Here is a 23,517-nt window from a genome sequence, read left to right as displayed (position 1 = left end):
TCGTGCACGTTCCGCTACGCCCGGTCGATGCCGCGCGGGTGACGACACTGATCGACAGTTCCAGCGACGCCTTGCTGCCGGACGGACGTCTCGTACGGCGCTGGGGCCTGGCCGGCGCCGGGGGGCCGCTGCCCGTGGCCCCGGCCGGGATGACCGTCACGGGCGCCACGCTCGACGTGCTCCGGGCCGAGCACGGCTTCTCGGCGATGGTGGACATCGAGACCGGCGGTCGCGGCCGGCGGATCCTGTTCGACGCCGGTGCGACCACCGACGGCCTGATCGGCAATCTCGATCGCCTCGGCGTGCACCCGGACACCTTCGAGGCCATCGTCCTGAGCCATGGACACTTCGACCATGTGACGGGTCTGCACGGGCTGGTGAACCGGATCGGGCGGCCGGCGATGCCGGTGCTGCTCCACCCCGACGCGTGGCGACGGCGCCGGATCGCCGGTCCGGGCGGTGTGCTGGACCTTCCGACACCGAGCCGCGCGGCCATCGAAGGAGCCGGCTTCACGGTGATCGAACAACGACGCCCGTCCCTGCTGCTCGACGACTTCCTCCTGATCACCGGAGAGGTCGGGCGAACCACTGATTTCGAGGTGGGCATGGCGGGCCACCAGGCGTGCCTGGACGGAGAATGGGCGCCGGACGAGCTCATCGAGGACGATCAAGCCGCCGTTCTCCACGTACGGGGCAAGGGGCTGGTGATCCTGACGGGATGTGGGCACGCGGGGATCATCAACATCGTCCGGCATGCCCGGGAGGTGACGGGAGTCCACCGGTTGTACGCGGTTCTGGGCGGCCTGCACCTGCGGTTCGGGCCGGTCGTCGACCGCACGGTCGACGAGCTGGTCGCCGAGGCACCCGAGGTCGTGGTTCCGGCGCACTGCACGAGCTGGACGGCGCAGCAGGCGCTGGCGACCCGGCTGCCGGATGCCTTTTTGCCGAACGCGGTGGGCAGCACCTTCCTGCTGGGGCCGTGACCGGCCGCGTGGCCGGTCCGCGGGTGTCGTCCAGCCGGCGGTCGTTCGAGGGCCGGTTGTTCGACGGCCGACTGGTCAGCGGCCGGTCAGGCGTGCGGTCAGGCGGGACAGCAGGGCGACGCAGTCACGCAGGCGCTCCTGCTCCTCGGGGCTGAACGTGTCGCGGATGGCGGCGTCGAGGGCGTGGGTGCGCTGGGCGCGTTCGCGGCGCAGGCGGGCGCGTCCGGCGTCGGTGATGTGCACCAGGAGTTTGCGGCCGTCGCTGGGGTGGGGTTCGGTGCGCACCAGGCCGCCGCCGATGAGTTCCTTCACGGACTTGGCGGCCGACTGGTGCGTCACCCCGCGCCGGTGGGCGAGGTCGGCCGTGGTCAGGGGGCCGCTGCGGTCGAGGAAGCCGAGGACGGCCGCCTCACCGGGAGGCATGGTGTCCACGACGCGTACCGCCCGGACCAGCTCCCCGATCGACTGCCGCACCTCCTCGGCCAGCACTTCTTCGTCCATGCGCGCATCCTATCCAGCTCCATGGAAGAAAGCTGTACAGTTTATTTGTACACCTTGGTTGTATAGTTTCTCCCGTTGGAAGGATGCCCACCATGCGACTCACCAAGTTCGGCCACGCCTGCGTCCGCGTCGAGAAGGACGGCCGCCGCCTGGCCGTGGACCCGGGCGGTCTGACCGAACCGCAGGCCCTGGACGGCGCCGACGCGGTCCTGGTCACGCATGAACACTTCGACCACTTCGCGGAGGAGACGCTGCGCCGGGCGGCCGAGAACAACCCGCGCCTGCGCATCTGGACCAACTCCTCCGTGGCCAAGCGGCTGGACGGCCTCGGCACCCGGGTCACCGTCGTCGGCGAAGGCGAGGCGTTCACCGCGGCCGGCTTCGATGTGACGGTCCACGGCACCTGGCACGCGGTCATCCACCCCGACATCCCGCGCATCGCCAACATCGGGTTCCTCATCGACGACGTCCTCTTCCACCCCGGAGACGCCCTGACCGTCCCCGACGCCCCCGTCGGCACGCTGCTGCTGCCGGTGCACGCCCCCTGGTCCACCGTCGGCCACCTGATCGACTACGTCCGCGAGGTCGCCCCGCGGGACGCCTACGCCATCCACGACGGCGCCCTCAACGACATCGGCACCGCGATGGTCGGCGGTTTCCTGGGCGACCAAGGCCCTGGCACCGCGGCCCGCTACCACCGCCTGACCTCGGGCGCGACCGCGCAGATCGGCTGAGGGCCTCGAACCCTCGGCAGGCGATGCTCCACCCCAAAGCTCCACCCAGGGGTGGAGCAGCTTCGGCGGCGCGATCCCTAGCGTTCCGGTATCAGCGGGAAACACCCGGGAAACGCACGTGGGAAGGGCCGAGATGAGTCCCCTGGACATCGTCCTCATCGTAGGCGGCGTCGGTTACGTCCTCGCTCGCCGGATGATCGGCGAACTGTTGCAGGCCAAGGCCATGCTGGTGGCTCCGGTGGTGCTGAGCGTCGTGGGAGTGTTCCGGGTGCGCGACGCCCTTCCGCTCAGCGCGGCCGCCATCGCCCTGATCGCGGCCGGCTGCCTGCTGAGCGTGGTCGTGGGCCTCCTTCGCGGCACCACCGTCCACCTGGGCGAGCGCGACGGTGTGCTGTGGATGCGATACCGCGTCAGCACACTGCTGCTGTGGTTGGTGAACGGGGTACTGAAGGTGGCGATGATCCCGGTCGAACACGCGGTGTCGCCCGCGTCGGCGCACGCGGCCAACCAGGCCGTGCTGTTGTCCATCGGACTCGGTGTGCTGGCCGAGACGCTGGTGGTGCTGGGCCGGGCGATGCGCACCGGGTCCACGGTGGTGTGGGAGAAGGGCCAAGACGGTACGCCGCACCGCACATCGCCGGCGTTCGACCAGGTCCGCGGCTGGGTGCGCGACGCCGGGGGCGGCGGGCAGCGGCCGTGGGGACCGCGCGACTGGTGACGGCACCGGGGCGGGGCAACCGTGCGGCGGCCGCCCGGTGTCAGGAGACCACCCGCCCCGTCCGCGCACCAGCGCCGCCGGCGGACCACCGCCGGCGGCGCTGGTAGTTTTCCGCCCCGTAACGCCGACCGCGGGAAGCGAGTCCAGTGAACCGACTTCAAGCCGCGATGCGCTGGCTCGCGACGGACCACAACCTCTCCCATTTCTTCGCCACCGCCATCGGTGCGGCCGTGTGCGCGGTCCTGGTGCGACCGGTCGGGACCTCCGGCACCGGTCTGGCGGTCCTGTGCCTGCTCGGGTGGAACTCGCTGCTGCTGTGCGCCCGGCTGCTCCCCGAGACCAGGCTGACGTCGCGCCGGCTGACCGTGCTGCTGGCCGTCCAGGCGGTCAGCGCGGCCGCCCTGCTGAGCGTGGACCACTCCGGCGCGGCGGCGGTGTTCGCGTTCTCCGCCACCGGCCACGCCGGGTTCCGTCTGGCGCTACGGCCCTCGATGACCTTGGCGGCGTTCACCAGTGCGCTGTGCGCGGGCGTGCTGTACTTCCCGCTGGGCGCCGGCCACCAGCACACCTCGTGGTACCTGGGCGCGTTCACCGGCGTCTCCGTGCTGCCCGGTCTGGTCAACCGCTCCCGCGCCGAGGCGCTTCGCTCGGCGCGGGCGGCGGCCGAGCAGGCCGAACTCGCCGCGCGCTCCGAGGCCCGCGCACAGGCGCTGGCCGAGCGCGCCCGCATCGCCCGCGATGTGCACGACGTGCTGGCCCACTCGCTGGCCGGCGTCAACATGCAACTGGAGGTCACCGACGCGCTGCTGGAGGCCGGCGACGTCGCGCGGGCCCGGGAGTCCGCCCAGCGGGCCCAGAGCCTGGTCCGCGAGGGGCTGACCGAAGTGCAGCGCACCGTCCGCGACTTGCGCGAGGACGCGCTGCCGCTGGTGGAGACGTTGCGCTCGATGCTCGGGTCGGCTGCGGGCAGCCCCGGCTCCGGTACGCTGCGGGTCGACGGGACGCCGCGGGAACTGCCCGTGCGCCTCGCCCAGGTGCTCGTGCGCTGCGCCCAGGAGGCGCTGACCAACGCGCACAAGTACGCACCGGGCGCGGCGGTCCGCATGCTCCTGGAGTACCGGCGGCGCGAAACCGTCCTGGAGGTCGTGAACGCCGCGCCGCCGGGCGGTTCCCGGCCACTGGCCGGCGCCGGCGGCGGCATGGGGCTGGTCGGCATGCGCGAGCGCCTCGAACTGGTCGCGGGTACGGTCGCGGCCGGGCCGGTCGTGGACGGCGACGACGCAGGAGGATGGCGCGTGCACGTGGTGATACCGACATGAGCGACGAAGAGCCGGTACGGCCGGTACGGGTGGTCGTCGCCGATGACCAGACCGCGATCCGCGAGGCGCTGGCGACGGTGCTCGACCTGCAACCGGACCTGGAGGTGGTGGCCACGGCCCGGGACGGCGAGCAGGCCCTGGCGGCCGCCGCGGAGCACAGCCCCGACGTGGTCCTGATGGACCTCAACATGCCGCGGGTGGACGGGGTCGAGGCCACCCGGCTGATCACCGAGCGCTTCCCCGCCGTCGCCGTGGTGGTGCTCACCACCTTCGCCGACGAGCAGTACATCCTCGCCGCGCTCGGCGCCGGAGCCCGCGGCTACCTGACCAAGGAATCCGGCCGCCAGGACATCGCCCGCGCGGTGCGGGTCGCCGCCGCCGGGCAGTCCGTCCTCGACCCCGCCGTGCGGGACCGGCTGCTGGCCGCCGCCATCAAGAACAGCGCCCCGGCCGAGCAGCCGGTCTCCGGCCTCGCCCCCGGCCTCACGCCCCGGGAGATCGAGGTGCTCACCCTCATCGGCGAGGGCCTGACCAACCGGGCGATCGCCGAGCGGCTGGTGGTCGGCGAGGCCACGGTGAAGACCCACATCAACAACGTCTTCGCCAAGGCCCATCTGCGCGACCGGGCACAGGCGGTGAAATACGCGTTCGTGCACGGGCTGGTCAAGGCCGGTGGATGAGGTGTGCGGCCGCGAACCAGGCGGCGGGCGCTGGGGTGCGGTGCCGGCTTTAGCGGCGGCGCCGCACCGGGCCTCCCCGGGATGGGAGCCGGCCGCCGGACGACGGCCGGGGACCGGCATCACGGATACAGTGGCGGCATGCGTGCCGCCGCCCCGCCCTCGCCACCGGTCCATCTCGATCCCGGCGCGGATCTCGACCTGAGGCTGGTGCGGTACTTCACGGTCGTCGCCGAGCATCTGAACTTCGCCCGAGCCGCCGCGGCACTGCATCTCGCCCAGCCGTCCCTGAGCCGCCAGATCCAGCGGCTGGAGGACGTGCTCGGGGTGCGCCTGCTCGAGCGCACTCCCCAGGGCAGCCGCCTCACCGCGGCCGGCGCCGCCTTCCTCCCCCAGGCACAGGCGCTCCTGCACACCTCCCACCAGGCGGCACTCACCGCACGCGCCGCCGCACCGCCCCGCGCGATCACCATCGGCTACGTCGACGACCTCGTCATCACCCCCGCCGTACGGGATCTGCGCCGCCGCCACCCCGACGCCCACGTCACCACCCGCCACCTGGAGTGGAACGACGGCCGCGCCCTGCCCGACCGCCGGGTCGACGCACTCGTCGCCCGAGCGCCGCTCCCGTTCCCGACCGATGGCCTGCGCCTGACCGTCCTCTACGACGAACCGCGTGTGCTCCTCGTACCCGCCGCCCACCGCCTCGCCGGCAAGGAGTCGATCACCCCGGACGACTTCACCGACGAGCCCCTCGTGCCCTGCACCGGCCCCGCCGCCACGTGGACCGGATTCTGGCGGCTGGAACCCCGCCCGGACGGCCGCCCGGCACCACTTGGCCCCCTGGTCATCGACACCTTCGAGGACAAGCTCGAACTCGTCGCGGAGGGCCGGGCCGTCGCCGTCCTGCCCGCCGGCGATCGACGCAGCACACTGCGGGACGACGTCGCCACCATCCCCATCCACGGCATCGAACCCTGCCAGGTGGCCGTCGTCACCCGCGGCGACGACCGCAACCCGCTCATCGCGCACTTCCGGGAATCCGCGCGGAAACACCTCATGCCCAGCGGCTAGGTGTTCAGTGAGTGGCCCTCACCGACGGGGGATGCGGTGAGGGCCACCACCAGTGTGGCACGGAATAGGTGCGGAAGTACCCGTTCCAGGCAGCAAACCTTGCATATATCTGCCACTTGGCTCCCATCCGGCTCATCCGCCTCAGCGGTGGGATGCGGATGAACGGCCATGGCGCGGGGACGGCTGCCCGAAGCGCTCAGGGGCGTCGTGTCAGCAGTCTGGCCGCGAGGGCCAATTGGAGGCGCAGCCGGCCCGCGGGGGTACGCAGTGGCCAGCCGAGTCTTCGTTCGGCGTAGCTGATCCGCTCCTGGAGTGTGGAGTGGTGGAGATGGAGTTCACCGGCGGCACTCCGCAGGCTCGCCGCATGGGACACGACGCTCAACGTCTGCAACAGCCAGGGGGTTTCGGCCGCCTCGCGGAGCAGGGTCGCGACGTCGGGCGGGGGCGGGGTGTCCGCGTCGAGGGCGCGCGCGAGGATGTCGAGGCCGCCCAGCTCGTCGGCGTGGACGATCCGGGGTCCGGGGTCGTGCGCCGTGCCGTCCGCGGTGAACCGCAGGGCCGTGCGGGCCGCGGTCGCCGACCGCGGCAGCTCCAGGACGGGCACGGCCGGGCCGACGCCTATGCGGCCCGGCAGCGAGGAGACGGGAACCTCGGCCGACTGGACGTGCATCACTCCCCCGACGCGCGCGACGGCGCGGGCCTGCGCGTGCGCGGAGAGCCCGAGCGCCTCGGCCGCGAGGAGACGGGTGCTTTCGGATGCCTCCGGATCCACCACCGTCTCGGTCAGAGCCGGGTCGTCAGGGTCGGCCGCCACGGGCGCTCGCCCCCGCACGCGCACCGTGACGACGCCCGCGACCAGGGCCGCCCGCTCCAGGATCAGGTCGTGGACGACGGACTTCCGGGTGCTCTCGAGCCGGACCGCCGCCGCCTCGCCCGGGAAGACCGGGACCGAGGGCCATTCCGGCCGCACCGGTGGGTCGTCGTCCGTCCGCCGGCCGTCGGGAGTCACCCGGATGCGCACCCTCCGGTCCGGGTCGTCGAGGCGGGCCACCGCCCCGGACAGGACCGCGGCGCCGCGTACGACCGCCTCGAGGCCGGCCCGACGCTCGATGAGCTGGTCGAAGTAGGCGATGACGCCTACCGCGGACCCGGCGTCCGGGTCCAGCGCGGCCACCCGCTCGGCTAGGCTCTGCATGACCTCACGCCCTCCGCCCGCGCCGGTCCCGGGCCGCCGCCGGGCACCCCGCCGCCGGGCCCCGGCCACGTGGCCGGCGCACCCGCTCACTCACCGAGCAGCCTCCTCAACCAGCGCAGGCGGGCGTTGCACGCGTCCTGCGAGATGGCGGCGTGGGGCGCGAAGACGTCGAACCCGTGGAAGGCACCGGGCCACACGTGCAGCTCGGCTTCGCCGCCCGAGGCCCAGATCCGCCCGGCGTAGGCCACGACCTCGTCACGGAAGGTCTCGGCGGCACCGACCTCGAGGAAGGCCGGCGGCAGACCGGCCAGGTCCGTCTCCCGGGCGGGCGACGCGTACGCGGGCACGTCGTCGCTTCTGCGGGCGCTGCCCAGCACGGCGGTCCAGGCGGTGTCGTTCGAGACCCGGTCCCACGCTCCCCGTCCGGCCATCTGGTGCGCCGAGACCGTCTCGTTCCGGTCGTCGAGCATGGGGTAGATCAGCACCTGGGCGAGGAGTTCGACCTCTTTCCGGTCCCGGGCCAGCAGCGCGAGCGCGGCCGCCAGGTTGCCGCCGGCACTGCCGCCGGCGACGAGGACGCGGCGGGGGTCGCCGCCGATGCTCTCGGCGTTCCGCACCGTCCAGAGCAGACCGGCGTACGCGTCGTCCAGCCCCGCGGGGTAGGGGTGTTCCGGCGCCAGCCGGTACTCCACCGAGACCACGACGAGACCGAGTTCCAGCGCCCACTGGGTGACCTGCTCGATGCCGAAGCGGTTGTTGCCCATGATCAGCCCACCACCGTGGGTGTGGTAGACGACGGGGCGCGCGCCGGTCCATCCCGTCGGACGCAGGATCAGCAGCGATATGTCGGGGGCGCCTTCGGGTCCGGGCACCGTGCGCTCCTCGACGTCGAAGGCGCCGTCCTGGGACAGCTCCTCGATGGAGGGAACGTCCGCCAGAAGTGCCTCCCTGTGGGCCGCGATGGTCTCCCGGGTGATACCGGTGGCGATCGAATCCTGTCCGGTGGCCGCGAGGGCGGCGGCGAGTTCGGCGTCGAACGGCGGTGCGCTGTACATGTTCCAACCTTTCGCGGGTCATAGGCCCTCGTCGAGGACCGCGCCACCATCCTCAAGCACGGGACGGGCCGTGATCTTCCCGCCAAGCGACGGCCGCCACCCGCCGACCGGCGGGACGCGACTGCCGCCACGCTCCGGGGGCGATGCCCTCCCGGCGCAGAAACGCCCGGCTCAGTGCGGAACCGGTGTCATAGCCGACTCGGACGGCGATCTCCTGAACGCTCAGCGGCGTCTCCTGGAGCAGGGTCTTCACCCGGTACATGCGCCACGCCGTGAGGTAGCTCAGCGGGGTGTCCCCCGCCTTCTCCTTGAACAGCACGGCGAACGCCGAGCGTGACATCCCCGCCGTGCGGGCGAGTTCGCCGACCGTCCACGGATGGGCCAGGTCCGCGTGCATCTCCCGCAGGGCGGGGGCCAGCCGCGGGTCCCGCAGGGCGGCGAGCCACCCCACGGCGCCACCGCCGACCGACGTACAACAGGCGCGCATCGCCTGGACGAACAACGCGTCGGACAGACGGCTCATCACGAAGCCGGAACCGATTCCGCCCGCCGCGCTCTCCTGTTCGATCAGATCGAACGTGGCGCGCAGCAGCCGGACGGCCGCGTCGTCCGGACGCAGCCGGAACAACGGCGGCAGGAGCGCGAACAGCGGTTCGCCCGCCACGGCGTCGAAGGTGAACCGGCTGGAGACGATCCGGGTCAGCTCGCCGTCGCCCCCGGCCCGTGCCGAGTTGCCGGGCGCACTGGCGAACACCCCGTCACAGTCGGCTACCTCGCTGCCCGGCTCGTCCTGGAGCGTGAAGGCCACCCCCGCCCGGACCAGGAAGCAGTCGTTCGCCTTCAGCTGCTGCGGCCGCTCCAGGGCGTCGGTGGTGAGCCGGCACGATCCGTCGGCTATCAGCACCAGCCGGGCGAGGTGCCGCGCGGGGAACGAGATGCCCCACGGTGCGTACGCGTCCACCCGCACATACCGCGCGTCCTCGATCTTCATCGTGGTGAGGAGGTCGTCGATCGGGTCCATGCCCCTCCCTGGACGATCAGCGCCACATCCCGGACGCGAGAATACAGTGCGTCCAGCCGCTCGCCTCTACCGTGAGAGTTTCGGATTCCACGGACGAAGGACAGGCGATGCGGATTTTCCAGGTGAACGGTGCGGGCGGCCCGGTCGTCGCGGCGGAGCGCCCGGTGCCGACTCCGGCGGCGGGCGAGGTGCTGGTACGGGTGAAGGCCAGCTCGCTCAACGCGCGGGATCTGCTCATCGCCACCGGCAAGTACACGGCCGCGGTGCCGCCGGGGCGCGTTCCGCTCTCCGACGGCGCGGGCATCGTCGAGGCGGTCGGGGACGGGGTCTCGCGGTTCCGGGTCGGAGACCGCGTCATGAGCACGTTCCACCCGACCTGGCTCTACGGCTCGTTCCCTCAGTGGGGCGAGCTGTACGGGGTGCAACGCGACGGGTGGCTCACCGAGTTCATCGCCGTCGGTGAACAGAGCGTGGTCGGAGTGCCGGAGCATCTGTCCTTCGAGGAAGCGGCCACCCTTCCGTGTGCCGCGCTCACGGCGTGGTCGGCGGTGTCCGGTGTCGGTCCGGGCGATGCGCTGCTCGTCCAGGGAACGGGCGGGGTGTCCGTCTTCGCGTTGCAGTTCGCCCGCCTGGCCGGCGCGCGGGTGCTGGCCACGACATCGCGTCCGGAAAAGGCCCGGCGCCTGCGCGAACTCGGCGCGTCCGACGTCGTCGACTACCTCGGCACGCCCGAGTGGGGGGCAGAGGTCCGAGCGCTCACCGGCGGCCGGGGCGTCGATCTCGTCGTCGAGATCGGCGGCGCCGGAACCATCTCCCAGTCGATCGCCGCCGTCGCCTACGGTGGTCGGATCTCCCTCGTCGGCAATCTCGCGTCGGGTGGCGGTATGGACCTGACACGGTTCTTCGAGCGTGGCGCGACGCTCAGGACGATCACCGTCGGCAGCCGGAGCGACTTCGAGCGGATGAACCGGGTGATCAGCCAGGCCCGGCTACGGCCCGTCGTCGACCGTGTCTTCTCGTTCGACGAGACGCCGGACGCGTTCTCCTGGTTCGCGGAGGGAACGCGCTTCGGCAAGGTGGTCATCGCCCACTGACCGCCGGTTCGCCAAGGGGTCCGCGGACTACGGTGTCAGCACGATCCTGCCGAACACCTCACCGGCGTCCATCTTCCGGTGCGCCAGCACCGCCTGTTCCAAGGGCAGCAGCTGGTGCACCACCGTACGCAGCTCGCCGCGGACCGCGGCGGCGAACTGCTCGGCCCGCACGGCACGTCGATCGGCCTCGGACACGGTGTCGGCGCTGAAGGTGGCGAACGACATCGACTTCCGGAACGCCGCGAGCATCTCCCCGCCGAAGTCCGCGGGCGGCAGGCCGCCCACCACGCCAATGGCCACCATGCGGCCGTTCGGGTTGAGCTTGGCGAAGAACGAGGGCAGGTCCGCGCCCGCGACGATGTCGATGATGACGTCGTAGCCCGCGGGAGCGTCCTCACCTCCCGCACCGGCCCGGTCCAGCACATGGGTCGCGCCGAGCTCGCGCAGGCGAGCGCCGCGCTCGGCCGACGACGTCGTGACGGCCACCGCACCGGCACCACCACGCGCCGCGAGCTGGACCGTCATGATGCCGAGGCTGCCGGCCGCGCCGCGCACCAGCACCGACTCGCCGGGAGCGAAACGGGCGTGGGCCAGGGCGAAGTGGGCCACCATCCCGGAGCTCCCGAGCGTCACCGCGTCGGCGGCGGACAGGTCCGCCGGCAGCGGGTGGATCGCCTCGACCGGGACGACGGCCTGTTCGACATAGCCACCGCCCATGCCGGTGAACGCCCACACACGCCGGCCGAGCCACGACGTGTCGACGCCTTCGCCGACCGCGGACACGGTGCCCGCCACCTCACTGCCGAGGATGTGCCCTTCCTCGAAGCCGTAGTCGGCGAGCGCACCGCTGAGGATCACGGCGTCGACACCGCCGACCCCGATCGCCTCGGTGGTGATCAGCACCTGTCCGCCGGCGGGAGCCGGGGACGGGAGGTCGATGACCGCCAGGCCCTCGGGACGTCCGAACGTCCGGATCGCAACCGCTTTCAATGTCGCCTCCTGGTGAGGGGAACCGGTGTTCCGTCGGGGATGTACGGACACTAAGCGACACCACCGCCCGTCCGGCCGAAGTGAGAGCGGTGGCCGATCGTTTGCCCCACATCCCGCGCGCCGGCACCGCTTCGGTGGAGCGTTCAGCTCCAGAGGCCGAGGGTGAACTCGGCGATCACCACGGACAGAAGGAACGACGCCGTGATCGCGACCAGCCCAACCGGGATGATCTTCCAGCCGATACGCCGCAGCAGCGGGATGTCCTTGCCGAGCGACAGCCCTGCCAGGGTCAGCATGATCGTGGCGATCGAGAGGAAGTCCACCGAGTTCACCAGCGAGTTCAGCGCATCGGCCGCGAAGAACCACGGACTGGAGAGATACGCGCCCACGGTGGTGATCCACACGATCGCCGAGATCTTCCGGCTCGCCTTGGCCAGGGCGAGACCGAGCAGCACGAGGGCCAGGAGCACCGCGTAGCCGCCGACGATGCGCCAGCTGAAGGATGTGGCGGCCACCGAGGCGGAGCCGATGCCCAGCACCGTGAGCACCGGGAGGGACAGCCACAGCGGCAGCTTCACCTCGGCCGAGGCCCGCTCCGCCTGCTCCCGGAACGCACGGTTGGCCGCGAGGTCATCCGTCGGGGCAGCGGCGGGAGCCGCGCCGGCGGACACCGCCGCGCCCGGCTCGGGGGACGCGGCCTCGGGTGCGGCTCGGCGGCGGGTGAGGACGCGGTAGAACCTGTCGGCCAGCGGCAGCGCGATGTAGATCCCGACGTAGACGCCGAGGACGGTGGTGATGAGGTTGGACACCGCGGCCATGCCGAGGATGGCCTCCTGGTCGCCCGGATGCGCGGCCACGATGCTCGCCGAGGACGCCGCCATCATGGAGCCGGAGCCGACACCCGCGCCCATGGCCATGGCCAGCGGATCGAAGATGTGCCAGTTCGCCACGAACGACGTCAGAAGCGTGATGAACAGGGCGCCGAAGAGCGTGCCGAACACGTACATCGCCAGCACACCGCGGTACTGGTCCGAGTCCGGTCCGTACTTCTCCGAGACCATCGCGAAGGAGGGCTCGCGGTCCAGGGAGAAGGTGGCGCCCACGGTGGCCTTGCCCATGCGCAGCAGCACGGCCAGCGGCAGGGCCAGGGCGACCGTCCCCAGGAGGTGCCCGATCTCCTGGAGCAGCAGGGCGGGTCCCGCGTCGACCAGGGTGGGCAGGCTCGGGCCGATGTTGAAGGCCAGCCGGGCCACCAGCAGCATCACGGCCACGCCGACCAGGGCCGCGGCCGCCTTCTGGACGTTCAGGCCCAGTGGCTTGACCTTCTGGACGGACACCAGCAGGCCCAGGAGCAGGCCCCACACCATCGGGAAGACGATGACGGATCCGACGCCCACATTGATGTCGAGTTGCCCGATGAACTGGACGACCAGGGTGATGACCAGTGCCAGGGCGGCGATCGGCAGTGTCCGGGAGGGTGGTTGCTTCAGTTCGGTCTCGGGCGGTGCGGTCCGGGTGGTCATGTCGCTGGTGCTCCCTGCACGGGGTTCCGGTGGTAGGCCGCTTTGACGAAACGTTTCTTCTGTTGCGGATCGGTGGTCGCGTCGGCGACGGTCCAGGCCAGCGCGAGGGCCGCCTCGAACATCACGTCGTACGCCTCGGGGGTGTCGGCCAGGGCCGCGAAGCCGTGCGAATGGATGGGCACGTCGGCTCCCGGGATGCTCAGCCAGGGGTGGAGGCTGGGGATCACCTGGCTGATGTTTCCCATGTCGGTCGAGCCGCCGCTCAGCCCCGCCGCGGGCGAGGTGTCCCGGCCGAAGGCACGCATGGCCGCGGTCCAGTGTGCGGCCAGCTCCTCGTCCTGGACCAGCGGCTCGTAGAGCGGTTCGGTGGCCTCGATGGTCAGCTCCGCGCCCGTGGCCAGGGCCGCGCCCTCGAAACAGCGGCGGACCCGGGCCAGCAGAGCTTCGTACTCGGGCAGGGTGAAGGCCCGGCACTCGAAGTCGACCACGGCGCGCTCGGGGATGACGTTGGTGGCGATACCGCCCTCCGCCACGAAGAGCGCCACCCGGTGGTCCCCCGGGATCTGCTGGCGCAGCAGACCGACGGCCACCTGGCTGAGCACGGCGGCGTCGGCGGCGTTCACCCCCAGATGAGGGGCGGCCGCCGCATGGGCCGCCGTGCCGGAGAACACCGCACGGAACCTGCCCACCGCCTGGGCGCTGGTCCCGGCCGGGTTGTAGGTCACCCCGTCCTGGACGGGATGGACCATCAAGGCCAGTCCCACTCCGTCGAACGCGCCCGCTTCGAGCAGCAGTGCCTTGCCGCCGCCGTGTTCCTCGGCCGGGGTGCCGATCGCCTTGAGCGTGATGCCGAGCTCGTCGACGTGGGGTGCCAGAGCCAGCGCGGCGGCGAGCGAGGCGCCGGCGATGAGGTTGTGTCCGCAGGCGTGGCCCACCTCCGGCAGCGCGTCGTACTCGACGCAGAGCGCCACCGTCAGCTCGCCGGTGCCCGCCGTGGCGGTGAAGGCGGTGGGCAGACCGCCGGTGCCGCGCTCGACGTCGAACCCTCCCCACGCGAGCAGTTCCGTGATCGCCTCGGCGGCGCCGGTCTCCTCGAAGGAGACCTCGGGATGGGCGTGGAGGTGGCGCGAGAGCGCGAGCACCCGTTCCCGCCGGCGCTCGACGCCGGCGGCGAGGTCCGTCTTCAGCCGGCCGGAGCCGGCGGCGAGGTCCGTCAGTGCCATCCGGTGCTCCCTAGTAGCTCAGCGACGGGAAAGGCGCGCCGGCCGCCCTGGTGGGCACCCAGACGGCCTTGGTCTGCGTGTACTCGTCCAGCACGCCGGGGCCCGAGGACCGGCCGTGGCCGGAGTCGCCGAAGCCGCCGAAGGGGACGGCGACGTGGATCGTCTTGTAGGCGTTGATCCAGAAGGTGCCGGCGTTGACGGAGCGCGCCACGTGGTGGGCGCGGGAGACATCACCGGTCCAGACCGCGCCGGCCAGCCCGAAGGCGGTGCCATTGGCCCGCTCGATCGCCTCCGCCTCGGTGTCGAAGGCGTCGGCGCCGACCACCGGGCCGAAGACCTCGGTCGTCTCCAGCCGGTTCGCGGGGGTGACGCCGTCCAGCAGGGTCGGCATGACCCAGTGGCCGCCGGCCAGCGCGGAGCCGGTCAGCCGGGCGGGCAGCGCCGCGTCGGTGACCCTGCGGCCGCCGTCCTCGATTCCCGCCTCGATCAGGGAGGTCACGGTGGTGAACTGCGGTGCCGTGATGATCGGGCCGACCTCGGTGGCGGGGTCGAGGGGGTCGCCGAGACGCAGCCGCGCCGCCCGCTCCGCCACCCGCTCCACGAACTCGGCATGGACGCCGCGCTCGACCAGCAGACGTGAGCCGGCCACGCAGGACTGTCCCGCACCGGAGAAGATGGCGGCTATCGCGCCGTCCGCCGCCCGATCCAGGTCCGCGTCGGCGAAGACGATGTTGGCGCTCTTGCCGCCCAGTTCCAGGACGGTGGGGATACCGGCCCGCGCCGCCGCGACCGCCACCCGGCGGCCCGTGGCCACCGAGCCGATGAACGAGACCTTCCCGACGCGCGGATCGCTGGTCAGCGCGGCGCCGACGGTGCCGCCGAGCCCGGCGGCGACGTTGAACACGCCCTCCGGGAGTCCGGCCCGGTGCGCCAGCTGGGCCAGCCGGAGGGTGGACACCGGGGTGTACTCGCTGGGCTTGACGACGACGGCGTTGCCGGCCGCCAGGGGGGCGGCCGCGTTCCAGCCGGCCGTGAACAGGGGCGCGTTCCACGGGGTGATGGCCACCACCACGCCCCACGGGACGCGCTCGGTGTAGGTGTGCCAGTCACCGGGGACGGGGATGGTCTGGCCGGTCAGCTTGTCCGCCCAGCCGGCGTAGTAGCCGAACATCTCGGCGACCTTGGCGGCCTCGACCCGGGTGTCCCGCAGGGGCTTCCCCGTGGTCACCGACTCCAGGACGGCCAGTTCCTCGGCGTGCTCGGCAACGGTGCGGGAGACCTCGCGCAGGATCGCCGCCCGCTCGAAGGCGCCCGTCGCGGCCCACACCGCGGCCCCGCGGACGGCGCCGGCCAGGATGGCGTCGGCCCCCTCCGGGCCGGCATCCCGGAAGCTGGTGAACTCCTCACCGGTGGCGGCGGCGGTGAGCGGGACCTGCTCGCCGCTTCCGGCGACGATACGGCCGTCGAGGAAGGATCCGAGGCCCTGGGGGAAGACGGCGTCCACGGCCGCGCGGGCGGCGGAGGCGGAGGACGTGGCGGTTGCGCTGGTCATGCGGTGGGGGCTCCTTCGCGGACGAGAGAGGGGGCGACGGTGCGGGCGATCTCGGTGAAGTCGGCGCCGGGGCCGAGCGTGGCCAGCGCGTCCTGCCAGCGCTGGTTCGCCGCGGCCAGCAGGTCCGGCCGCTCACCCCGCTGGGCGGCGATCTCGATGGCGAGGGCGGCGTCACGGGCCATGAGCCCGAGGGCGAAGCCGGAGTCGTGGGTGCCGGTCAGCACCCAGTTCGGATACATCGCGGCGGAGACCTTGCTGCCGCCGGAGGCACCGCTGATGCCGGCCGCCGCCGCCGCGGGATCCACGCCGTAGGCCTTGGCGACGGCGAGGGCCTCCCCGACGGAGACCAGGTTGGCCGCGGCCAGGACGTTGTTGAGCAGCTTGACCACATTGCCGGAGCCGGGGCCCCCGAGGTGCTGGTACTGGCCGCCGGTCAGGGCCTGGAGGACGGGCCGGGCCGCGTCGAGAGCCTCCGCCGTGGCACCGACGAAGGCGGTCAGCCGGCCCGCCACGGCCCCGTCACGCCCGCCCGAGACCGGCGCGTCGACGAAGGCCGCGCCCTGGTCCGCGGCCAGGGAGGCGAGGGAGGCGCTCGTGGCCGGCTCCGATGTCGTCGTGTCGACGATGGCGATGGTGCCCGGACGGGCCAGCAGGGCCGGCACGGTCTCCTCGACCACACGGGCCGAGGGCAGCGAGAGGACGACGTAGGGGGTTCCCGCCAGGTGTCCGATGTCGTCCACCGTGCGGACACCGCCCGCTTCCGCGGCCGAGCGCGCGGCGGGCGAGGGGTCGAAACCGGAGACCTGCCAGCCTGCCTGGTGCAGGGCGGACGCCATGGCGCCGCCCATCGAGCCCAGGCCGACGACGGCGATGTGCTTGTCCATCAGAGCTCCTGTCGCGGGGAAGGGGAATCCGGGGAAACCCGGGGGTACCGGGGGCCCGGGGAGAACAGGGGGCAGCCCGACAGCCGCTATTCGAGGTAGATGTCCAGGTCCTTCCACAGTTGCTGGGTGCGGCGGATGGCGGCCCGGCTGCGCTCCGGCTGAGCCGCCTGCATCCCGGCCAGCAGGCCGTAGACCACCGAGGTGGCCGCGGTGACGGACTGGAAGAAGGAGATGCCTTCCGACGGCACGATCAGCAGGTGGTCGGCCACGGTGGTGGCCAGCCGGCCCCGGCGCATGTCCGTGATGGCCACCACCGCGGCACCGGCCTCAGCGGCGGCCTCAGCGGCGGCGATGACCTGCTTCATGGACCGCCACATGTTGACGACCACGAGGACGTCGCCGGGGCCGAGGCTGTTGACGGCGCTGGCCAGGTGCACCCCGGCCCGGTTCTCCAGGGAGATCGGGTAGCCCATGGTGGAGCCGAGGTGGGCCATGACACTGGCCGGACCGGCGAAGGACCCGACACCGATCACCAGGATCGACGTGGCCCCGGCCAGGGTGGCGATGGCGGCCTCCGCCTCGGCGGCGGTGTTGTTGTCCATGGTCTGGCGCAGATTGTCGATGTCGTGCGTGAGGGCGTCGTGCAGCGGGCTCCGGTGCTCACCGTGCTCGGCGAGCGTCTCCTCGGTGGAGATCAGCACCAGGTAGCGTGCGCGCAGCTCGCGCTGGAGGTCCGGCCAGCCCCGGTACCCCAGTGTCTGGGCGGCCCGCACCACGGTGGAGTTGTTGACGTCGGCCCGCTGGGCGATCTCGGCGATGTCCGCGTAGGAGGCCAGCTGCGGATTGCGGACGATCACGTCCACCACACGGGACTGCGCCTTGGACAGGCGTACGCGGGGCAGGGCGTCGCCCAGCCACTGAGTGTCGGCATTGTCGAGGATCTCGTTGTCCGGTGCTCCAGGCACGCCCCGTGCTCCCAGGTGTGAGTCAGCGGATCTGCAAGTGCGATTGCCGCAATCTACATTGCAATTTCGATTGCAGGAAGACCCGCTTCGCCAGTCCTTCGGAAGGTGAGGCCGCACAACGAGCGCATGCATTGCCAACTGCCGACTGTTGACAGTCGCCGTCTCCGGGGGCGAATATCGCCAAGAGCTTCGGCACCACGCCCGCCAACGGTCTCCGACGCGCTCGCGGAAAAGCCCACTCAGCAGTCGCCGCCGCTGAAGATGGCGATGGTGACACCCACGGCGATCTCGATGAGGAGCTCGACATGACCGAACAGGACATTCCGCTCATCGATCCGCACTTTCACCTGTGGAACCTGGAGGAGAACTACTACCCGTGGCTGAGCGACGAGGTCGCGCCGGCGGCGTGGGGGACCTACGAGGATCTGCTGCGCAACTACCTTCTGGACGACTACCTCGCCGACGCCACGGGACAGAACCTCGTCAAGGCGGTGCACCTGGACGTCGGCTGGGACCCGCGCGACCCGGTCGGTGAGACGCGGTGGCTCCAGTCGATCGCGGACCGGCGAGGCTTCCCGCACGGCATCGTCGGCTACGCCGACCTCGCCGCCCCCGGCGTGGAGGCCATCCTGGACGGACACGCGCGATACGCGAACTTCCGTGGCATCCGGCAGTCGATGAACTACCACCCGGACCCGGCGAAGACCTACCTGAGCGCACCGGAAGTGAGCCGGACCCCGCAGTGGCGGCGTGGGTTCCGTGCCCTGGCCGCCCGGGGCCTGTCCTTCGACCTGCAGCTGTACTACCCGCAGATGGGCGAGTTCTTCGAGCTGGCCACCGAGTTCCCCGACGTCCAGATCATCCTCAACCACACCGGGATGCAGGTCGACGGCCCGGACCACTTCGACGCCTGGCGCGAGGGGATGCGGGTGATCGCGCAGGCGCCGAACGTGGCCTGCAAGATCTCCGGTCTCGGTATGGGTGACCACGACTGGACCGTCACATCGATCCGTCCGTACGTCGAGTCCGCCCTGGAGAGCTTTGGAGTGGGCCGTTGCATGTTCGCGTCGAACTTCCCGGTGGACAAGCTGTTCTCCGACTACGGCACGATCTTCGAGGCGTTCCGGGAGATCACGCGGGGCTACTCGCGCGATGAGCGCATGGCGCTCTTCCACGACAACGCCGCACGCTATTACCGGCTTTGACAACCGGCACCGGCACCGGCGTCCGGCCGACGGTGCGCGGGCTTCGCGGGACGGGATTCCGCCCACGGCTCCGGAGTCAACCCCGAACGACTTCGAACCGCACCACTAGGCTTCCGGCGTGAACGACACCACGCATGGCATACGGATCAGACGCGGCAGCCTGGCCGACGCACCGGCGGTTCTGGACATGCTCGACTCGGCGGTGGCCTGGATGAACGAGCGCGGCAACACCGAGCAGTGGGGCACGACACCGTATTCACAGAAGCCCGGCGGGGTGGCGCGGGTCGAGCGGTACATGACCGAGAACACCCCGTACATCGCGGAGCTGGCGGGAACGTCGGTCGGGGCCCTGGTGCTGGACTCCGGGCCCAGCCCGCAGATGCCGATCGGGCCGGCCGGAGAACCCGAGCGGTACGTCCGGCTGCTGGTCTCCGACCGGCGGCACGCCGGTCTGGGCATCGGGGCGGTGCTGCTGGCCCATGCCGCCGAGGAGACCCGACGGGCCGGCGTGGACCTGTTGCGGGTCGACTGCTGGGCGGGCGGCGGGGGCGAACTGGTGGCGTTCTACGAGCGCAACGGCTTCATCCGCACCGAGGCTTTCCGGTTCGGGACCTGGCCGGGCCAGGTGCTGGCCCGGCGGGTCGGCTGACGGCGGGGGGCATCGTGTCCGGCCTACGCGGCCGGACCGCCCGGCCGGACCGCCTCCTCGGTGGGGAGCGCGAGGGCGCGGTTGACCAGGAGCCTCAGCCGCGACCCCGGGTCGTGGAGGCGGCCGGCGAGGATGTCGTCCTCGGTGAACCGCGCCAGGTAGATGGCACGGTCGCCGAAGCGGTCGTGGTCGTAGACGACATGGATGGTGCCGTCGTCGCCCACCGCCGCGTCCGGATAGGACACATCGTCGCGTTCGTCCAGCAGCAGCCGGTGCGGCCAGGTCCTTCCGTCGTCGTCGCTGAGCAGGGCGGTGAGGTGGCTGCGGCCCTTCCACGCCTTGACGTTGCCCTGTTGTTCGATGTCCGCGCGGTCGCTGCGCTCTGCGAAGCCGTAGTGGTTGATGAGCAGCAGCCGTCCGGACGTCAGCCGTCGGATGTGGAAGCGGGAGCACGGTCCGTCGATGTGGCTACGGCGCCCGGGTGACCAGGTCCGGCCGCCGTCCGTGGAGAAGCTCTCGCCGATGCCGTCGAAGCAGCGGACCAGCATCCACAGCGTGCCGTCGCGGCGTTCGACGATCATGTGCTCATCGAAGCTGCGGTTGGGGACGTCCGCGCTGCCCCGCAGCTCGAACGTGGTGCCCTGGTCGGTGGATGCGTACACGTTGGAGAACATCTCCGCCTCCAGCCCGTGCCGCTCGGTCGGCGGGTGGCAGGCCCAGATCGCCGCCGGAACGAGCCATTCCCCGGTGGCGGTGACGGTCGGTTTGTTCATCATCAGGCCGTTGGCGATGCGTCGTGGCGCGCTCCAAGTGGGCTCGTCGGCGTCGGGGTTGGCGCTGGTGGAGACCCAGACGCCGACCCGTCCGTCGAAGAAGTCGCGGCTCTGGTTCCAGGTCAGCCACAGGCGGCCGAGGGGGTCGAGCCACAGGCAGGGATCGTAGACGCGTACCTCGGGGTCGTCGTGTTCGACGACGTACCGGGGCCCGTCCCAGGTGTCGCCGTTGTCGTCGCTCGTGGTGACCACGACGAAGTTGCCGCCTGTCTCGGTGTCCATCCCGGAGTACCAGTTGGCGTACAGCCGCCCGCCGGGGGTGCGTTCGACGGACGGGATGCCCTGCCAGGTGCGGTAGGCGTCCTGATAGCGAGCCTGCCGCGGACGCACGAGGATGCGGGGTGCGGTCAGCGTGCCCTGGTGCACGGTGGGGTCCTCTCTTCTTCTCTCGGTGTGTGTCGGTGTGTGTCGTGCGGCTGTCAGCCGTGTGGCCGTGCCGGGTGCCGGGTTCGCCGGGTCAGGCGCGGAGCGCCGGGGTGTCACGGTGGGACACGGCCCAGTCGCGGTACTCGGCCACCTGGCGGCGCAGGTCACGCGGGCGCCAGCCGAGGAGGTCGGCCGCCCGGTGGATCGCGTAGGTCCCGTTCTTCCCGGTGCGCGGCAGCGGGTCCATGTCGACGGCCTCCGCACCGGTGCCGGTGACCACCGTCGTGCCGAACAGGTCCACCAGCTCCGGCACCGGGGTGAGGGACCCGGATGCCAGGTTGAGGACGGCGGACCCGGACCCGGGGCCGGTTCCGGCGCACAGGCGGTCGAGGGCGTCGGCGACGTCCACCGCGCTGATCCAGTCCCCGGCGGCCCGCAGGGTGCGCGGGGTGACCGTGAGCGGCCGGCCGGCGGCGGCCGCGCGGGCCAGGTGGTACGGCAGGGACATGGCGGTCCGGGAGGACGTCGGGCGCTCCATCGGGCCGAACACCTTGGTGAAGCGCACGATCGGCACGGCGAGTCCGTAGAGGTCGGCGAAGCGCCGGGCCACCAGCTCGCTGCTCACCTTGCTGACGCCGTACATCTCGTCCGGTACCAGCGGGGTGTCCTCGTCCTGCGGGTCCTCCCGGCCCGGGGTGCCAGCGCCGTAGACGGCCGCGCTGCTGATGTGGACGACGCGCTGGACGGACGGGGTGCGCCGGGCCGCGTCGAGTACGGCGGAGGTGCCCATGACGTTGACGTCCAGGAAGCGGCCGGGGTCCTCCCGCTCCCACCGCGGCACGTGCGTGACCGTCGCGCCGTGGACCACCGCCCGCGGCCGGTACCCCGTCAGCAGTTCGGTGACGGTGGAGGCGTCGCGCACGTCGCAGCGCCGGAACTCGACGCGGGCGGCGACATCCGCCAGGTAGGCCCTCAGGTCCTCGTCCGGTTCGGTGATGTCGAGGGCGAGCACCTCGGCGTCCGGGTGGTGCCGCAGATGGTGGCGGATGAAGACGCTCATGACGAATCCACCGGCGCCGGTCACCGCGATGCGCGTACTCATGGCGTTGTGGCCCTTCCGGTCCGTGTGTTCTGTCCAGTCCATGCGTTCTTCCTGGTCCACGTGTTCTTGCCGGTCCACGTGTTCTTTCCGGTCCACGTGTTCTTTCCGGTCCGAGCCGTCGGCGGGAGCGGTCCGTGCCGGGTCACCGGTCGCCCCCGGCCAGGGCGGTCACCGCTTCGTCCACGGTCAGCAGTCCGGGGTGGCCCAGCCGCGCGCCGAGCACGGTCACCTGTGGCGGGCGGATGTTGGTGGACTCCAGCACCTCGGGCCTGGCGAAGACCTGCCGCGGCGGTCCGTCGGCGAGGACCCGGCCCTCCCGCATGGCGACGATGCGGGTGGCGTACTCCGCCACGAGCGCCATGTCGTGCGAGACGGCCACCACGGTGCGGCCCGAGGCGTGGTACTGGGCGAGGTAGTCCAGGATCAGCCGGGCCTCGTGACGGTCCTGTCCGGTCGTCGGCTCGTCGACGATGGCCACCTGCGGGCCCATCACCAGCGTCGCCGCGATGGCCAGCCGCTGTCGCTCGCCGCGGCTCATGTGCACGGGGTTGGTCTCCTCGCGGCCCGGCAGGCCGACCGCGGCGAGCGTCTCGGCGACCCGCTCGGCCAGCAGGCCGGCGGGGATGCCGATGTTGCGCGGGCCGTACTCCAGTTCCTCCCGGCAGGTGTCGTGGAAGATCTGCCGATCGGGGTTCTGGAAGACGTATCCGACGACTGGCGCGATGCGGTGCAGCGGCCGGTCACGGGTGCTGAAGGTGTCACTCTCCGACTCCCGCACCAGCACCGCGCCGTCCTTGTTGGTCGGTCGCAACAGCCCGTTGAGGTGCTTGGCCAGGGTCGTCTTGCCCGAGCCGTTCTTTCCGATGATCGCGACGAACTCGCCCTGCTCGATGCTCAGGGAGACGCCCGCGAGGGCGCGTACGCCTCCCGCGTAGACGTGCTCGACGTTCCGCACGTCCACGGCGACGCCGGGTTCCATGGTCACTCCTCCTTCCCGGTCACGGCGCTCGCGGCGCCGGCGGTCGGCCGCCCCGCGGCCACCGCGTCGTCGACGGTCAGCGGCAGCTGGGCCGGGGACCAGCGGCCGAGGTCGCGCAGGCGCAGCGCCACCTCCAGCACCTGGGGCCGGTAGGGCGCGTGCTCGCCGGTGAAGACCTCCCGCGGGGTGCCCAGTGCGGTCACCCGGCCCTGGTCGAGGACCATCAGACGGTCGGCGTACTGGGCGAGCTCCTCGACCTTGTGCTCCACCACGACGACGGTGACGCCCTCCCGGGCCAGCACCCGCACGGCCTGGAGCACGCTTTCGGTGCCCGCCGGGTCGAGTTCCGAGGTCGGTTCGTCCAGCAGCATGACCTGCGGGCCGAGGCAGTACGTCGCGGCGACGACAGTGCGTTGCTTCTCACCGCCGGACAGGGCGTGGGTGAAGCGGTCCAGCAGCCGCTCCACGCCGAACAGTCCGGCGGACCGCGCCAGTCTGCGGTGGATCTCCGCCACGGGTGTGCCGCGGTTCTCCATGCCCCAGGCGAGTTCCTCCCGGACGGTGGTGTTGACCAGCTGGACCTCGGGGTCCTGGAGGACGAGCCCCACGTCGGCCACCACCTCGGCCAGCGAGCCGCGTTCGGCCACGGAGTGTCCGAGCACCTCGACCGTGCCACGGTGGGCGCTGTCGTGCTCGTAGTGCGGAATGACCCCGGCCAGGCACTTGAGCAGCGTCGACTTGCCCGCCCCGGTGGGGCCCAGGATGCCGAGCACCTCCCCTCTGGCCACGTCGAAGGAGACCTCGTCCAGGGCGCGCCGGTCGGCGCCCCGGTAGCGCAGGCTCAGGTCGTTCACCCGGATGACGGTGTCGGTCAT

At 71.8% G+C, this 23,517-nt stretch carries 23 protein-coding genes; 9 read left to right on the top strand and 14 right to left on the bottom strand.

All coding sequences use genetic code 11. The features are described from left to right. Positions 1 to 2 precede the first annotated feature (2 nt). A complete protein-coding gene (locus tag PS467_RS38590) occupies positions 3 to 983 on the top strand; it encodes an MBL fold metallo-hydrolase (protein WP_311039177.1) in 981 nt (326 codons plus the stop codon). Positions 984 to 1,058: 75 nt separating this feature from the next. Here the strand turns inward: PS467_RS38590 and PS467_RS38585 are convergent, their stop codons facing one another. Continuing rightward, positions 1,059 to 1,484 (bottom strand): MarR family winged helix-turn-helix transcriptional regulator, encoded by a 426-nt coding sequence (locus PS467_RS38585; protein ID WP_311039176.1) that lies wholly within the window; start codon positions 1,482 to 1,484, stop codon positions 1,059 to 1,061. A 92-nt stretch (positions 1,485 to 1,576) separates the two neighbouring features. Between PS467_RS38585 and PS467_RS38580 the strand changes: the two genes are divergently transcribed. From PS467_RS38580 to PS467_RS38560, 5 genes are all read left to right on the top strand, one after another. Further along, on the top strand, positions 1,577 to 2,218 hold the full coding sequence (locus PS467_RS38580; RefSeq protein WP_311039175.1) for an MBL fold metallo-hydrolase: 642 nt from the start codon (positions 1,577 to 1,579) through the stop codon (positions 2,216 to 2,218). A gap of 133 nt (positions 2,219 to 2,351) precedes the next feature. Further along, positions 2,352 to 2,936, top strand: coding sequence for a DUF1453 domain-containing protein (locus PS467_RS38575; protein WP_311039174.1), 585 nt, complete (start codon positions 2,352 to 2,354; stop codon positions 2,934 to 2,936). Positions 2,937 to 3,082: 146 nt separating this feature from the next. Beyond that, positions 3,083 to 4,255, top strand: a complete 1,173-nt coding sequence (locus tag PS467_RS38570; protein ID WP_311039173.1) for a sensor histidine kinase — start codon at positions 3,083 to 3,085, stop codon at positions 4,253 to 4,255. After that, on the top strand, positions 4,252 to 4,935 hold the full coding sequence (locus PS467_RS38565) for a response regulator (RefSeq protein ID WP_311039172.1): 684 nt from the start codon (positions 4,252 to 4,254) through the stop codon (positions 4,933 to 4,935). The genes PS467_RS38570 and PS467_RS38565 overlap by 4 nt, the downstream gene beginning before the upstream one ends. Before the next feature lie 138 nt (positions 4,936 to 5,073). After that, positions 5,074 to 6,006, top strand: a complete 933-nt coding sequence (locus PS467_RS38560) for a LysR family transcriptional regulator (protein WP_311039171.1) — start codon at positions 5,074 to 5,076, stop codon at positions 6,004 to 6,006. 196 nt (positions 6,007 to 6,202) lie between these two features. Here PS467_RS38560 and PS467_RS38555 read toward each other — a convergent pair whose 3' ends face one another. The 3 genes from PS467_RS38555 to PS467_RS38545 form a co-directional block, all read right to left on the bottom strand. Continuing rightward, a complete protein-coding gene (locus PS467_RS38555; RefSeq protein ID WP_311039170.1) occupies positions 6,203 to 7,201 on the bottom strand; it encodes a helix-turn-helix domain-containing protein in 999 nt (332 codons plus the stop codon). A gap of 86 nt (positions 7,202 to 7,287) precedes the next feature. Further along, entirely contained in the window at positions 7,288 to 8,256 is a 969-nt protein-coding gene (locus PS467_RS38550) for an alpha/beta hydrolase (RefSeq protein WP_311039169.1), read from the bottom strand. A 52-nt stretch (positions 8,257 to 8,308) separates the two neighbouring features. Then, on the bottom strand, positions 8,309 to 9,277 hold the full coding sequence (locus PS467_RS38545) for an AraC family transcriptional regulator (protein WP_311039168.1): 969 nt from the start codon (positions 9,275 to 9,277) through the stop codon (positions 8,309 to 8,311). A 107-nt stretch (positions 9,278 to 9,384) separates the two neighbouring features. Between PS467_RS38545 and PS467_RS38540 the strand changes: the two genes are divergently transcribed. Then, a complete protein-coding gene (locus PS467_RS38540; protein ID WP_311039167.1) occupies positions 9,385 to 10,371 on the top strand; it encodes a zinc-dependent alcohol dehydrogenase family protein in 987 nt (328 codons plus the stop codon). Positions 10,372 to 10,398: 27 nt separating this feature from the next. Here PS467_RS38540 and PS467_RS38535 read toward each other — a convergent pair whose 3' ends face one another. From PS467_RS38535 to PS467_RS38510, 6 genes are all read right to left on the bottom strand, one after another. Then, positions 10,399 to 11,361, bottom strand: a complete 963-nt coding sequence (locus tag PS467_RS38535; RefSeq protein ID WP_311039166.1) for a zinc-binding dehydrogenase — start codon at positions 11,359 to 11,361, stop codon at positions 10,399 to 10,401. Between the two features lie 143 nt (positions 11,362 to 11,504). Continuing rightward, positions 11,505 to 12,884, bottom strand: coding sequence for a DUF3100 domain-containing protein (locus PS467_RS38530; protein WP_311039165.1), 1,380 nt, complete (start codon positions 12,882 to 12,884; stop codon positions 11,505 to 11,507). Beyond that, positions 12,881 to 14,107, bottom strand: a complete 1,227-nt coding sequence (locus PS467_RS38525) for an amidohydrolase (protein ID WP_311039164.1) — start codon at positions 14,105 to 14,107, stop codon at positions 12,881 to 12,883. The genes PS467_RS38530 and PS467_RS38525 overlap by 4 nt, the downstream gene beginning before the upstream one ends. A 10-nt stretch (positions 14,108 to 14,117) precedes the next feature. Continuing rightward, positions 14,118 to 15,659 carry an aldehyde dehydrogenase family protein gene (locus tag PS467_RS38520; protein WP_311039163.1) on the bottom strand — a complete coding sequence of 514 codons (1,542 nt, stop codon included), beginning with the start codon at positions 15,657 to 15,659 and terminating at the stop codon, positions 14,118 to 14,120. Beyond that, positions 15,656 to 16,543 carry an NAD(P)-dependent oxidoreductase gene (locus PS467_RS38515; RefSeq protein WP_311039162.1) on the bottom strand — a complete coding sequence of 296 codons (888 nt, stop codon included), beginning with the start codon at positions 16,541 to 16,543 and terminating at the stop codon, positions 15,656 to 15,658. The genes PS467_RS38520 and PS467_RS38515 overlap by 4 nt, the downstream gene beginning before the upstream one ends. A gap of 86 nt (positions 16,544 to 16,629) precedes the next feature. Continuing rightward, positions 16,630 to 17,508, bottom strand: coding sequence for a MurR/RpiR family transcriptional regulator (locus PS467_RS38510; protein WP_311039161.1), 879 nt, complete (start codon positions 17,506 to 17,508; stop codon positions 16,630 to 16,632). Positions 17,509 to 17,813: 305 nt separating this feature from the next. On the opposite strand from PS467_RS38510, the gene PS467_RS38505 reads away from it, so the two are divergent. Together PS467_RS38505 and PS467_RS38500 are read left to right on the top strand one after the other, a co-directional pair. Beyond that, positions 17,814 to 18,713 (top strand): amidohydrolase family protein, encoded by a 900-nt coding sequence (locus tag PS467_RS38505; protein ID WP_311039160.1) that lies wholly within the window; start codon positions 17,814 to 17,816, stop codon positions 18,711 to 18,713. Positions 18,714 to 18,831: 118 nt separating this feature from the next. Then, entirely contained in the window at positions 18,832 to 19,362 is a 531-nt protein-coding gene (locus PS467_RS38500) for a GNAT family N-acetyltransferase (protein ID WP_311039159.1), read from the top strand. Between the two features lie 23 nt (positions 19,363 to 19,385). On the opposite strand, the gene PS467_RS38495 is transcribed toward PS467_RS38500, so the two are convergent. The 4 genes from PS467_RS38495 to PS467_RS38480 all read right to left on the bottom strand — a co-directional run bounded on the left by PS467_RS38495 (position 19,386) and on the right by PS467_RS38480 (position 23,517). Beyond that, on the bottom strand, positions 19,386 to 20,561 hold the full coding sequence (locus tag PS467_RS38495) for a sialidase family protein (protein ID WP_311039158.1): 1,176 nt from the start codon (positions 20,559 to 20,561) through the stop codon (positions 19,386 to 19,388). Between the two features lie 91 nt (positions 20,562 to 20,652). Continuing rightward, positions 20,653 to 21,663 carry an NAD-dependent epimerase/dehydratase family protein gene (locus tag PS467_RS38490; protein WP_311039157.1) on the bottom strand — a complete coding sequence of 337 codons (1,011 nt, stop codon included), beginning with the start codon at positions 21,661 to 21,663 and terminating at the stop codon, positions 20,653 to 20,655. Between the two features lie 142 nt (positions 21,664 to 21,805). Further along, positions 21,806 to 22,642: an energy-coupling factor ABC transporter ATP-binding protein gene (locus PS467_RS38485; protein ID WP_311039156.1), complete on the bottom strand. Its 837-nt coding sequence runs from the start codon at positions 22,640 to 22,642 to the stop codon at positions 21,806 to 21,808. A 2-nt stretch (positions 22,643 to 22,644) separates the two neighbouring features. Next, positions 22,645 to 23,517 (bottom strand): energy-coupling factor ABC transporter ATP-binding protein, encoded by an 873-nt coding sequence (locus tag PS467_RS38480; protein ID WP_311039155.1) that lies wholly within the window; start codon positions 23,515 to 23,517, stop codon positions 22,645 to 22,647.

Source organism: Streptomyces luomodiensis, assembly GCF_031679605.1.
Lineage (GTDB): Bacteria > Actinomycetota > Actinomycetes > Streptomycetales > Streptomycetaceae > Streptomyces > Streptomyces luomodiensis.
The sequence above is the reverse complement of the archived record's forward strand: the minus strand, read 5'-3'. Positions and strand labels throughout refer to the sequence as shown.